Origin of the sequence: Variovorax paradoxus (assembly GCA_016806145.1) — a bacterium.
Taxonomy (GTDB): domain Bacteria; phylum Pseudomonadota; class Gammaproteobacteria; order Burkholderiales; family Burkholderiaceae_C; genus Variovorax.
This window is the reverse complement of sequence record CP063167.1, coordinates 445994-459142: the sequence shown is the minus strand read 5'-3', so window position 1 is coordinate 459142 and position 13149 is coordinate 445994. Positions and strand designations below refer to the sequence as shown.

The 13149-nt window shown below is 65.1% G+C and carries 11 protein-coding genes; 6 read left to right on the top strand and 5 right to left on the bottom strand.

Translation table 11 applies throughout. From position 1 onward, the window contains the following. Positions 1-148: 148 nt before the first annotated feature. Complete coding sequence (locus INQ48_33075) at positions 149-961, top strand: response regulator transcription factor (GenBank protein QRF62378.1); 813 nt, start codon at positions 149-151, stop codon at positions 959-961. 77 nt (positions 962-1038) lie between these two features. Beyond that, positions 1039-1659, top strand: coding sequence for a response regulator transcription factor (locus INQ48_33070; GenBank protein QRF62377.1), 621 nt, complete (start codon positions 1039-1041; stop codon positions 1657-1659). A 48-nt stretch (positions 1660-1707) separates the two neighbouring features. Here the strand turns inward: INQ48_33070 and INQ48_33065 are convergent, their stop codons facing one another. Further along, a complete protein-coding gene (locus tag INQ48_33065) occupies positions 1708-4701 on the bottom strand; it encodes a winged helix-turn-helix domain-containing protein (protein QRF62376.1) in 2994 nt (997 codons plus the stop codon). Between the two features lie 129 nt (positions 4702-4830). On the opposite strand from INQ48_33065, the gene INQ48_33060 reads away from it, so the two are divergent. Both INQ48_33060 and INQ48_33055 read left to right on the top strand, forming a co-directional pair. After that, positions 4831-5439, top strand: coding sequence for a MarR family transcriptional regulator (locus INQ48_33060; protein ID QRF62375.1), 609 nt, complete (start codon positions 4831-4833; stop codon positions 5437-5439). 195 nt (positions 5440-5634) lie between these two features. After that, the gene (locus INQ48_33055) at positions 5635-6624 is read left to right on the top strand and encodes a hypothetical protein (protein ID QRF62374.1); all 990 of its coding nucleotides are present in this window, start codon (positions 5635-5637) and stop codon (positions 6622-6624) included. 3 nt (positions 6625-6627) lie between these two features. Here the strand turns inward: INQ48_33055 and INQ48_33050 are convergent, their stop codons facing one another. Continuing rightward, positions 6628-7455 carry an alpha/beta hydrolase gene (locus tag INQ48_33050; GenBank protein QRF63053.1) on the bottom strand — a complete coding sequence of 276 codons (828 nt, stop codon included), beginning with the start codon at positions 7453-7455 and terminating at the stop codon, positions 6628-6630. A gap of 284 nt (positions 7456-7739) precedes the next feature. On the opposite strand from INQ48_33050, the gene INQ48_33045 reads away from it, so the two are divergent. Next, positions 7740-9176 (top strand): helix-turn-helix transcriptional regulator, encoded by a 1437-nt coding sequence (locus INQ48_33045; GenBank protein QRF62373.1) that lies wholly within the window; start codon positions 7740-7742, stop codon positions 9174-9176. 17 nt (positions 9177-9193) lie between these two features. Here the strand turns inward: INQ48_33045 and INQ48_33040 are convergent, their stop codons facing one another. The 3 genes from INQ48_33040 to INQ48_33030 are packed head-to-tail and all read right to left on the bottom strand — an operon-like array spanning position 9194 to position 11876. Then, positions 9194-9868 (bottom strand): response regulator transcription factor, encoded by a 675-nt coding sequence (locus INQ48_33040; protein ID QRF62372.1) that lies wholly within the window; start codon positions 9866-9868, stop codon positions 9194-9196. Beyond that, complete coding sequence (locus INQ48_33035) at positions 9865-10245, bottom strand: hypothetical protein (protein QRF62371.1); 381 nt, start codon at positions 10243-10245, stop codon at positions 9865-9867. Before INQ48_33035 ends, INQ48_33040 begins: the two co-directional genes overlap by 4 nt. A gap of 41 nt (positions 10246-10286) precedes the next feature. Further along, entirely contained in the window at positions 10287-11876 is a 1590-nt protein-coding gene (locus INQ48_33030) for a GMC family oxidoreductase N-terminal domain-containing protein (GenBank protein ID QRF62370.1), read from the bottom strand. Positions 11877-12090: 214 nt separating this feature from the next. Here INQ48_33030 and INQ48_33025 point away from each other — a divergent pair, with 214 nt between their 5' ends. After that, positions 12091-13149, top strand: a complete 1059-nt coding sequence (locus INQ48_33025; protein ID QRF62369.1) for an excisionase family DNA-binding protein — start codon at positions 12091-12093, stop codon at positions 13147-13149.

Here is a 13149-nt window from a genome sequence, read left to right as displayed (position 1 = left end):
GCCGGCGAGCGCCCGCGTCCTGCCAGGGCGGGCCCTGCACCAAGGCGCCGAGCCGCGGCGCGACCGCCAGCCACACCGCTCCCACGCCGATCGACGCAGCGTCTCGCACAGCCGGGTGGCGCAGCGTTGGCGTTGCCACCCGACGGGCGTGGCGCACACCATCCTCGCCGTCATTGCCGGACCGCCCAAGAAGAGTTCACAGGACGTGAACTCCCGGCCTTCCCAACGTTTAACAACGCATTACTGGCTCACAGACTTCGCCGCGATCACGATAGCGTCCATCCACAGACAGTCCCGTCCGTGGCAAGAACTGGAGATCTTGATGGAAGCTTTGCACAAGAGCGTGCCCCTTCGGGTTGGCGTCTGGCATCACGAACCGATCGTGGAACTCGGCCTCAGAGCAACACTGGACGCGCAGCCCGGTCTCGCCATCCAGGCCGGCGTGGAGCTGGGTGAACTGCAGCAGCGCTGCGAGGTTCTGGTCTGCGATTTCGATACGGCCATGGCCGTCATGGCTGCCCCGCAGTCTGCGCCCAAGGCATCCATGCTTCGTGTGCTCGTCTTCACCGAACACATGAGCGAACGTCATGTCCGGCAAGCGCTCTCCCAAGGCGTTCATGGGTACGTCGTGCCAGGTCCCTCGACCACAGAAGTCGAACAGGCGGTCTGGTCGGTCGCCGCGGGCCAGCGCTACCTGAGCGCGGCCGTGGCTCACCGCGTGGCCGAAAGCCTTTCCTATGCGTCCCTGACGCCTCGCGAGACGGACGTGCTCGACGGCCTCAGTGGCGGGCGGTGCAACAAGCTCATCGCGCGCCAGCTTGGAATTTCCGTCGCCACGGTGAAGGCGCACGTCAACGCGATCATGAAGAAGATGAGCGCCGGCAGCCGCACGCAGGTGGTGAGCGTTGCGGCGCAGCGGGGGCTCGTCGGCCTGTCGCAGGCCTATGCGCACATTGCTTGATCCGTTTCGTAGAAGGCACCGATTCAGCGGACCGCTCCGTCGATGCCGCCCTCGCTAGAACCCACTGGGAATCCATGATGTTCACCTCGATCCATGCCCATCGCACCCGTGTCCGTGTGCAGCACGCGGATGCCGTCGTCGCCGCGGGGCTGGCCGCAGCGCTTCGAGCCAACCCTGAGTTCGAGATCTGCGATGACCTCGAGGACACGCCAAGCCTGGTGATCTGCGACTACTCGACCGGGCTGCGACTGGCGCAGTCCAACCGCGAGCTTGCAAGGCCGCAGGCGATGACCCGGTTGTTGGTGCTGACCACGCAGGATCGGGAGCAAGTGGTGCGGCATGCGCTTCAAAGCGGCGTCCATGGCTACCTTCTGACGTGTACGCGCGTAGAGGAACTGCTCGACGCGGTGCGCACGGTGGCCGAAGGAAAGAGCTTCGTCGGCTTGGATCTGGCCCGACGCATGGCCGACAGCATCACGCGCGAGGCGCTCACGGCGCGCGAGGCGCAAGTGCTGAACCTTCTCTCCGCGGGGCACGGCAACAAGGTGATTGCGTGCCGCCTGGGCATTGCCGTGGGCACCGTCAAGACCCATGTCAACGCGATCATGACCAAGCTCGGCGTGAACAGCCGCACGCATGCGGTCAGTGTCGCTGCGCAAAGAGGTTTGGTGAACCTCGACTTCCGTGTCCTGCATTGACCGCTGCGATCGCGCGGACCGGGTCCGGGCGCGAGGCCATCGAAGGGCTCACTCGGGCTGGCGGCGCAGAGTCTCCAGGCATCGAGTGGCGAGCTGCAGGTCGGGCGTGGCGAAGCCTTCCTCGAATCGGCTCAATGTGCTGTCGAGCAGAGCAACGCCCTCCGCCGATCGGCCGCATTCCCCCAGCAGGCGCGCGAGACTGGTGCTGCTGCGCAAGATCCACGCGTGCGAGTGCTGGGCACGTGCAAGTTCGAGGCTCTTGCGGAAAGTTTCGAGCGCTTCGATGGGCGAGCCGCCCTCGCGTTGGCGCTCGCCCTGGATGCGAAGAAGCTCCGGGGTGCACCAGCCGGATTGTCCGGTCGTGGCGCGCTCGAGCAAGGCTTCGTCGAAGAACGCCGGTTGAACGGTGCACAAGGTCTCGTGCAAGGACGTGCTGAGGATGGCGGGCCCGGAGCGCACATCGGCGCCGGACTGCGTCCGATCCGTCATCTCCAGCAATTGTTGGTAGCCCTCGCCGAACGACTTCCAGAAATGCAGTGAGCGCCCATGGGCGGTTCGATGCAGCAGGTCGACCCACTCGCGGGCCTGCTCCATATCCCCGCACCACAAGACAACGGGAGCTGCTCCGATGGCAATTGCGTAGCACAGCGACAGCGCATGGTCGATGGCCAATGCTTCCCGGACCGCGGCACGAGCGTGGTCGAGTGCCTGTTCTGCGTTCCCTTGCAGCCACAGGATGCGAGCCATCACGGTGAGTCCCGCGACCCGCTGATCGAAGTGAAAGCCGGTGCCGCGCAGGGTCTGTTCCAGAACCAGCGGCTGCTTCAACACGCGCGTCGCGAATTCCTTCGCCCGGGCTTGATCGCCTTCGAAGTGCGTACCGAGCGCCATCATGCGCTCGTAGGTGTATTGCACCGCCGGGGTGGCGCCGGCGACCGCGATCTCGCCGAATTGCTCGGCCTGCCGTCGAGAACCGGTGTAGTCCGCTTCGGCATTGCACACCAGCCACAGGCCCCAGCGACAGCGCAACTGGTAGGAGGTTGCCTGGAGGCGGTCGGCAATGGCCAGCGCTCGGCTGAATGTCTTCTGCATTGCCGCGCCGCCGCCGTGGGTATGCCAGATCGCATGTCCCAGCGTCTCGCACAGTCGCATCTCCTCTTCGGCGCTCACAGCGCTTGGCTTGCCCGTATCGAGCGCCTCGAGCGCGCGATCGGCCAGTTTTCTGTATTCCGACAGCATGGACAACGAGAACCAGAGCGGCCCCGACCATGCCACCAGGGAGATAGCGAGGTCCCGGGTTTCCTCGGCGTCGAAAGCCCAATGGATCGCCGCGCGCAAGTCCTCGACGCCACGAGCGAGGCCTGCGAGTTCGCTGGAGGCGGTGAGCCTTGCGCAGTCCGACGCATCCGCCCGCAGGGCCGACAGCAGGTACCTGGCGTGGCGCGTCGCGGCGTCGTTGGCCTCGGCGCTCGCGGCCAGGCGCTCCGCCGCGTACTCCCTCGTGGTTTCGAGCAGACGGTAGACCACCATGTCGTTGCTCTGTTCGCTCACGACGAGCGACTTGCTCACGAGTGCGGCGAGGCAGGCGTCCATCGATTCGAGCGGGCGGTCGAATACCGCCGACGCTGCCGCATGGGTGAACACGCCCCGGAAGATCGACAGGTGAACCAGGAGCTCCTGCTCTTCGAGCGGCAGGAGTCCGAAGCTCCAGTCCAGCGTGGCGCGCAGCGTTTGATGGCGGGGCAAGGCGGTGCGGCGCCCGCGTCCCGTCATCACGAGGCGATTTCCCAACCGTCCCCCCAGTCGTTCGACGAGTCCCCGCAACCCGACCGCCTCGATGGCACCCGCCGCGAGTTCGATGGCCAGGGGAATGCCGTCGAGACGGCGACAGATGCCGCAGACGAGCGGAGCCTCTGCGTCGCCCATCGAGAACGTGCTGGTGTTCGCGGACGCGCGCTTGACGAACAACTGGACGGCGGAGTACTGGAGGGCATCGGCCGCCCGGCTCTGCATCGCCGGTGGCGGCAGCGACAAGGATTCGAGGCGCTGCACCGATTCGCCATGGATCCGAAGCGATTCCCGGCTGGTCGCGAGCAAGTGGACTTCCGGCACTTGCGCCAGGATGTGCTCCGCGACCGTCGCGACGCAATCGATGACGTGCTCGCAGTTGTCCAGCACGATCAGCTGGCGGCCCTTGCCGCGCAGGAATGCCGCGATGGCGAGCAGCGGCGGCTGGCCGTCCGAAATGATCAGCCCCAGCGACGAGGCGATGGTCATCGGGACCAGGTCCGGATGCGACAGGGCACCGAGCTCGACGATCACCACCGCAGCGCCTTCGACGTCCGCGAAACGCCGTGCCACGGGCAAGGCAACGCTGGTCTTGCCGATGCCTCCCGCGCCGACGAGGGTGACGCAGCGATATTCCCGCAGGCGCTGCATCAGCTCATCGCTCTCCTGATTGCGTCCGATCAAGCCATGGGCATGCGGCGGCGCGCACAGCCCTGCGTCGACGTTCGGCCTGACGATCTCGCGAGGAACCGGCGGTGTTGCCGCTTCCGGGTTCGCATCGCCGGCGATTTCGACCGGCGCCACGAGACAGTAGCCGCGCAGCGGCACGTTCGTGATGTAGCGCTTGCCCGCCTGGCCGTCTCCCAACGCCTTTCGCAGCGTCGCGATGTGGACCCGCACGCTGCTTTCGTCAACGATCTGGTTCGGCCAGGCGGCGGCCAGCAGTTCCTGGGTGGAAACGATCGAGCCGGGGCGCCGGCACAGCGCAACCAGCAGATCGAAGGCGCGGCTTCCAAGGCGCAGGGGGCGACCCTCTTCCAGCAGCGCCCGCTGCTCAGGGTGAACCTGGAACCGATCGAAACTGAAACGGACTCCTGCCTGCGCGATGGCCGCGGCGGACGCGGGCTCCGCGGCATCGAGACTGTCTACGGCCGGGCTCACCGGCTGCAGCGCTGTATCGCTTAACCACGGCGAGCCCGACAGGGGCCGTCCATGGAGCGAGTCAGCGGCGGGCCTTTGAAGCAAACGGTCCATCTGCATGTTCCATCGAGAGTGGGTTGACGCCTGCAGCTGCTCGCGTCGCGATGCTTGCAAGTATTTTAGACAGTGGTATAACGAATTTTCAAGTATCTTAAATTTTAAGGTTATGTTGGTCTGTCACCCATGAAAAGCGCGCATGTCCCCACTGAATCGGAGGAGAACACCCGGTTGATGAACGCCTATGCGCTAGAGCAACCCGCGGCAGGCGCGGCGAACCTCCATCCCATATGGGGCAACGCGGATGTGCTCGTCGAACAATGGCGCGGCGAGCTTCCGCCCGATGGTGTCGATGGCATCCTGATGGGTATGCGCATCCGCCGGATCGGCATGGTGATCGACAAGTTCATCATCGAGCAGTGCGACGCCTTCGGCATCAAGCACCATGAATTCATCCTGCTGATGGCCCTGCGGCGCATCGGTGACCCTTACGTGCTCCGTCCCAGCGACATCCTCAAGATGTACAGCGTGACCTCGGGCACGGCGACGTACCGCCTCGATCAACTCGTCAAGCGCGACCTCGCGGCGCGCGAACCGGACCCGAAGGACCGCCGCGGCTACCTGATCCGTCTGACTCCCCACGGCAAGCAAAGCGTCGACAAGATCCTCGCCAACCTGCAGATGCAGTTCAACGACCGGATGGCGCCGTTCTCCCGCATTGCCGGGGGGCTCGGCGCACTCGAGGCAGGTCTGCGCCTGTTCGAGGCCTGCCTTCTCGCGCCCGAATCGCATTGAGCTCGAGGGCCGCCAGCCGGTTTTTCGCGCATCTGCCATCCATCCCCTGCTTCTGGTAGAGGCGTGCACGGCGCACCCTTCCTAGACTGCCATTTGCGCGGGACGCTGCCGTGACTCGCCGCATCCGTTGCGTCAGGAGCTGGGGTTCCTGACGGCAATCCATCGCTTTGGGGATCGCACGCTCGAGAAATCGGAATGGCCAAGACAACTGAGAGATCAACGCTGAGGGACCCCCTCGACTCGATGCGGGAGTACCTTCGAATCGTCGATGCATGCGGGCTCGCCGGCGACGACGTATCGATGGAGAGGATTCCTGCCGCCGCGGCGAGCAAACTGTCTGAACTCGAGGCGCGGCTCGGCGCCAGGCTGGTCCATCGCGCGCCACGCCGTATCGAGTTGACGGACAAGGGAATCCAGTATCTGGGCGATGCGCGAGCTCGCGTAGGCGAAGCGACCCTGCCCCACAGCGCCTCCTGGCAGGCCCGACGCGAAACGCAAGGTGTCGTCCGGCTGCGGGCGCCGATCGACTTCGCCGTTCATCAACTGACGAAGCATCTTCCACGCTTCAATGCCTTGTTCCCGCGCATTGCAATCGATGTCGACACGTCGGTGCATGCTGGACGGACGAAGTTGGGCGCAGACTTGCTCATCGCGCTGAGGCGGCATCCGCCCAGGGGCGACCATGACGTGCGAGGTCTGGCCATGAGCAGGACGGTCATGTGTGCCGCGCCCGACTACCTTGATCGGCATGGCCGACCCAGTCATCCTCGCGAACTGGCCGACCATGCATTGCTCCTGCGGCCCGCGGCCGCGGGAAGCAGCCAGACGCTGAGTCTCCGTCGCGATGCCGCGGACTCCGATGGCAGTGCCGGGCATGTGCATCGATTCGATCCTGGGGTGAGAGCCGCGCTGAGCAGCTCGAACACCCATCTCTCCTATGCGGGTGCGTTGGCGGGATTGGGCGTGTGCTGCTTGCCCTCGTTCGTCATCGAGGATGCCTTGCTCGAAAGCGCGCTCGAGCGGGTGTTGCCGCAGTGGAGTCTTCCCGCCCGAACCGTGTGGCTCTGCATGCTTTCCAGCAAGGCGGCATCTTCGGCGGTGTGGCTCACGCATGAATATCTGCTCGCCATGTTCGGCGCGTCGGATGGCGATCCGTGGTTGAACAGCGAGAACGCCAATGGATGAGCGTCAGGGACGCACGACGCTTGCGGATGTTTGGACGTCCCGAACGAATCGCTCGAGAAACGGCGCGAACAGGTCGGGCCCACTCCAGAACGGCGCATGGCCAACGCCTCGCAGTCGATGGCACCGCGCTTCCCAAAGGTTGGCATAGGCGACCTCGTCGAAAAAATCGATGTTGACGAATGGATCGTCGGCGCCATTGACGACCGCAAGGGGAATCCCGCTGCTCTCCACCATGCGGCGCTGATCGATGCCTGCGCCCGCGTCCCGGGCCTTGAACAGAATTTCGCGCGATCTCCCATCGCAACGCGCTATCGCGTCGAGCAGGAAGGAGGGCGTCGGTTCGCCCGCCATGCCGCGCGCGAAATCCGCCCTCTCCGAAGCCGAAAGAAACCGCTTTCTGCCAAGGCCCGCATGCGCGGCCGAAGTGAAGCCTCTGGCTGCCTGACCCGGCCCGATCGGCGGTGATCCGCAGACCATGACGCCACGCAGGTTCTGCAGCGTTGCCATCATCTCGATGGCGATATGGCCGCCCAAGGACCAGCCAACGACGATGGGGTTGCTCACCGAGATGAGTCGGCTGAGTTCGATGGCCGCGGCGGCGAAACCGGGTCGGGTGTAGGTGCGATAGGGGTCGATGGCATCGTCGGAGTCTCCGTGACCCGGCAAGTCGAAGGCGACGAGCCGGCAGCTGCGGGAAAGCGGCCCCAGCAACTGGTGCTCGAAAACTTTTGCGCAGGAAGAATTGCCGTGGATGAACATCACCGTGGTCTCGCCCTTGCCGATCTCGGCGACGGCGATGTTCCCGTGCGACGTGCCGACGCGGTAGCGCAGCAATGCTGATTGGTGCATCGACTCGATCACTGGCTGTGCATGGATGATTTTCATTGGATCGCTTTTTCAAAAGGGGATGCCCGATGAGACGGCATCCGCGAGCGCGCTGCGGCCCGCGCAGCGAAGCGATATGCGAACAAGCGAACCCATGCGATGCGGATTGCCATGCAGCCTTTTGCATCTCCTGAGTTTTCGCGAGGATTCCATCGCAAGGATGTGAGCCCGCCCGCTGCCCGATCCGCCTAGCATCGTCCGGCCCGATAGAACGGAAGAAGAGGATTGCTTTGATCTTGCTGCTTGCAATGGCGTGCCTGCGCGGCGACGAACGCGATGCCGATGTCACCCGTGCGGTGCGGGCCGGCGACATCCATGACGCGCTGCGCATCGGCCTCGCGCGGCTCGAGCGCGCCGGCGGCGCACCGGATCCGAACCGATGGGCGGCACTGGGCCAGCTCATGGGCCAGGCCTTGCTCGCGGCAGGGCGCGAGGAGCATGCCGAGGAACTGTTCCAGAGTCAGCTTCGCCTCTACCGGAGACTTCCGCGGGACCAGGCGCGCTGGTTTTCCTCGATGGACCGCGGCTGCCTGCTTCTTTCTCTCAACAGGCTCGGCCGGGCCGCGGAGTGCTTCAACGTCGTCGCCGACAGCAAGGATGCGCCCGCGATGCTGCGCGTCGAGGCACTGTCCGGCCTTGGCGAGGCGGTGCAGGGCATCGGAGAACGGCGCCGCGCCTCGCGAACACTTGCGCTTGCCGCGGATCTGGCAGTTCATGTCGGCCCTGCGTGGCGGCAATTGATCGAAGTCGCCGGCCTCGAGCTGGAAATGACCAGCCAGCTGCGCCGCTTCGAAGAGCCCGTCATGGACATGTGTCGCCCCGCAGGATCGGAGATGTCTGCGCGGCGATTGCACACGGCTTCGGCTGGACTGTCGGCAACGCCCCTGATATCGCGCCGGCTCGCCTTCCTCGCCGCGCTGGCGGATCCGGCGATCGAATCGATGGCCGGAGTGGCGCGTATGTCCGACGAACTGAACTGGTGGCGCGATCGACGCATCGGCCGGGTGGAACAGGCCGCCCGCGTCGAGGCGGCGCTCGTGCTTGTCAATCGAGGGCGGGCGCACGCGGCGATCGATGTGCTCGGGCCGCTGGCGACCGACGCCGCGCGCCATCGGGATCATCGCCATGCGATGGAGTTGGCGTACTGTGCCTCGAGCTTGCATGCGATGCAGGGCAAGCATGCGGAGGCATTGCGTTCTTTCCGGCAGTACGCAGCCCAGGCCATGTCGAGACTGCGTTGCGAGCTGCACCGGCTGCCGTATTCGCGCTTCCTGGAACGTCAGGAGCGCGCCTGCGAAGCGGGCGCGGATTTTCTGCGCTTGCCGACGCGCTACCGCCGGGCTTACCAGTTCATGCTCGATCACCTGGACGAGAGCACCTTGACGATTCGGCGTGTGGCGGCACACATCGAAGTCACCGAACGCGCGCTGCAGATGGCGTTCCGGACGCATCTCGGGCTCTCCCCGGCCGAACTCATTCGGCAACTTCGCATGGCGGGCCTGCGGACCGAACTTCAGCAGTCGCCGGGCCGCGAAAGCATTGCCGCCGTGGCGCAACGTTGGGGAGTAGCCCATCGCTCGACCCTGGCAAGGAACTACCGCGAGCATTTCGATGAGGCCCCGACGGACACGCCACCTGGCCGGGCTTGGCACGAGGACGCCAGCTAGGCCGCTGGCCGCGCGCTCTACAGCTGGAGCCTGTAGCCGATCCCGTAGACCGTCTGGATCCGGAGTCGGTGGCAGGCGTGCGAAGTACCCGCACCGAGCTTGCGCCGCAGCTTGTAGACATGCTGCTCGAGCGCGCGCTTGCCGATGTCCGCGGAGCGGCCCCAGATCTCGGCGCACAGGGTGCGCAGGTCGACCACTCTGCCGAAGTTCTCGAAGAGCATCCAGGCAAGCGCAAACTCGCGCGACGTGAGGCCTGTCTCGCCGGATGGCGAGACGAGCGTCTGCGTGCCGGCATGCAGTTCATGGGGTCCGACACGCAGCGACTCGGGGCGACCTCTTGCCTGGGCTTTGACCCGCGCGCGCAGCCGGCAGATCAGCCATCTCGCATCGACATCGACGATGGCATAGTCGTGCGCGCCCTTCTGCAGCGCCAGGGCCATGCGGCTGGGGTCCCGAGGCCCGACGACGATGCATGGAACTTGCACCAGCCGGTCGGCCTGGAGGCTTGCGAGCCAGCCGTCGAGATGGTCTGCATGGTCTTCGAGCAATACCGCCCCGAATTCCGCTCTCTGCAGGGCGATCTTCAAGGGCGCAGGCGCCTGGAAGTGGGTCACATGGATGTCCGCTTCTTCCAGGAGGATCGCCGTCAAGGCGGTGGATGCGGACACATGACTCACGACCGCAACATTCATTGCTTGCTGCTTCCTCCAGCCCGGGGGGTCGATGTCATTGCCTGAGCGGGCATTGCGTCGTGGGTCCACTTTCCATCTCGCAAGCTCAGCACGCCAGCGCCCGCATGGTCCCCGTATGGATTGCCCGCGCGCGCGGCTTCGGCGGTGGAGCGCATGACGTCGGCCCGGCTCGACTGGTGGACGCGGACGGCCGAGTGGACAGCGTAGGACGCCTCTCCCGCGTCGGGAGACCTGGCTGCCGTGCGCGCTTCGGCCGAAACGGCAGCGCGAGGCCGCTCCGATCGTATGTGGGTCACGCCCTCATAGGTCTCGGCCTTCGCGAGGCCGATGAATCCGAAGATGGAAAGAACGATGCTCAAGGTTCGCTGGGTGGTCATTGATTTGTTCCAGGAGGTGGATGAAGGATGGATGGAGGGACTCAGATGCCGTGGCTCGCGCGGATTTCCTCGACCGCACGTTCCCCGATGACGACGCAAGGTGCCATGGTGTTGCCGCTCGTGACGTGGGGCATGATGGATGCGTCCGCGATTCGCAGACCTTCGACGCCATACACCCGGAGCTTTCCGTCGACCACGGACATTGCGTCACGGCCCATCTTGGCCGTGCACGACTGGTGCCAGTAGGTCACGGCGGCATTGCGCGCATAGTTCTCCAGCGATTTCGCATCCAGCTTCCCCGGAAGACTTTCGCCCTTGACCAGGCCCTTGAACGATGCCTGGGCACCGAGCTCCCGCACGAACCGGATGTTCTCCAGGGCGCCGCGCAGGTCGGCCGGGTCCGACAAGGTGTTCGGCTGGACGATCGGAGCGTCGTTCACACGCGGCCCCGACAGCGTGACGCGGCCGCGGCTCTCGGGGTGCGCGAGGCCGGCGAACATGGTCCAGCCATGTGACGGAACGCCAAGCGAGGCATTCTCCGCGCTGGGTACCGGGAACTCGACCTGGCAATGGAACATGTCCGGCAGCCGCAGCCCGCTCGAGCTGCTCCAGTAGAGCGTTGCCTCGGAGCCGCCATGGCCCACGGGCTGCGGCGTCTCGTATTCGAAGATGACTGCGAACGACACGTGGTCCTGGTGGTTGGCGCCGACGCCCGGCAGGTGCTGGACGATGGGGATGCCGTGGCGGCGCAGCTCTTCCTCGGGACCGATGCCCGATTGCATCAGGACTTTGGGCGTGTTCACCGCGCCGAGCGAGAGCACCACCTCCTTGTGCGCGCAGAAGCGCTGCGTCCGGCCGTCCTTCACGGTCTCCACGCCGATGACCCGTTTGCCGTCGAACACCAGGCGGCTGACGAGGGTGTCGGTCAGAACGGTGAGGTTGGATTGACCACGTCGTGGATGCACGTAGGCGCGGTAGATGGAATTGCGCTTCCCGTTCTTGACGATCAGGTCGTTGATCGCGGCACCTCCACGGCCCTCCATCATTTCTCCGTTGGGATTGTCGAAGGTCGGGATGCCCAGATCCTTGGCGGCGCGGATCATGGCGTGGGCGATCGGCTGGGGTTCCCGGGCGGGACCGACGTGAACCGGGCCCCCGGTGCCGCGACGGGCGGCATCGGGCGTGCCCCAGTAGTCCTCGACGCGCTGGTAGATCTTCAGCACGGACTCGTAGCCCCAGGCCGGGTCACCGCTCTCGCTCGCGAAGTCTTCCCAATCGTTCTTGTGGCCGCGGGCCCAGAGCATGACGTTGACGCTGGAGCCGCCGCCGAGGCCGCGACCCATGTTCAAGGGAATCTGCCGGTTGTTGACATGCGGGTTGGGAGCCCCCGCGAAATTCCAGTCGCGATCGCTGCCGAGATTCAGTGGCCAGTTACCGGGCTCGAGCACATTCGGATGCTCGTCATCGCCACCGGCTTCGATGAGCAGGACGCGCGCCTCCGGGTTTTCGGCCAGCCGGCCGGCAACCACGGAACCCGCGGTGCCGGCACCACAGACGATGAAATCGTAGTGGGCGTCGGGAGCTGTCTGAGGAATGGCAGGGGTGTGAGGGCGTTCGTTGGTCGAGGTCATGGTTGGTAGTGCTGAAGGGTTGGACTCACCTCTCGCGACGGGCGAAGGGTAGGCGTGAGTATCTTTCAAAATTATCAAAACTATCAAATTTGCACGAATAAACGACCAATTGGGACGGTCTTTGCAATACATTCGATTGACATAAAGCGCGCTCGCTTAAGCTTCGGGTGTCGCGGATCCCGTGAACAACCCCTACTTTTCGTGATCGAGCCAGATGGAAGACAGCGTCCTGACAACCACGGAGACCGCCAAGCTGCTTGGCATATCCGTTCGTACGGCCCAGCTCCTGATCGAAAGCGGCAGGCTCCCGTCCTGGAAAACGCCGGGGGGACACAGGCGTGTTCACCGGTCCGACGTGGACCTTCTGATGGACCAGTCCCATGCGGCCGGGCATGCCGGCTCGGCAATGGTCCTCGTCGTGACGACAGCGGAGCGGGCACCGCTCTTTCGCCAGCTGTTCGCGAAGATCGGCCATGTGGTGCCTCAGTTCGTGACCAGCACCTGGACGGCCGCGGTGGTCGCGGGAAACCGGCCACCCGCCATCGTCGTGGTGGACCTCGAGGGCTGGAGAAGCGAGGGCGTGGCGCTCTTGCAGAGCATCGCGATGGACAGCCGGCTCAAGAACACGGACTTTCTCGCGGTCCTTCGCGAAGGCGAGACGCTCGATGAGCCACTGCCTTCGAATGTGCGTCTCGAGTCACGCAAGACGCTGGCAAGCGTGATCAAGCTCCTGGTGGACGATCCTCGCGATCTGCTCGCCAAGGTTTCGGCCGCTGATTTCCCGGTCGCACCCAACGAGGCGAGCCGGCTGCAGGCCGTGCAGCGCTCGGGCCTCGTGGCAACGCCGGCCGAAGCGGCATTCGATCGAGTGACCTGGCTCGCGGCGGAGGGACTCAAGAGCCCGATCGCGCTGATGACCGTTCTCACGCCCGATCTGCAATGGTTCAAGTCCCGGCAAGGGCTTGACCTGGTCGACACCCCCCGAAGCTGGGCGTTTTGCAATCACACGGTGCTCCAGACGGGTGTCTTCGAAGTCGACGATCTGGCTGCGCATTCGAGCTTCTCGCAGAACCCCGCGGTAGCCCAGGCGCCGTACTTCCGGTTCTACGCGGGAGCGCCCGTCTACGATCCCGATGGCTTCGCCCTGGGATCGATCTGCATCATCGATTTTCATCCGCGCAAGCTGGACAAAAGCCAGCGACGCGTCCTGCTGGAACTCGCGGCGATCGCATCAGACGAAGTGAAGCTCCGGGACGCGATCGCCAAGACCTAG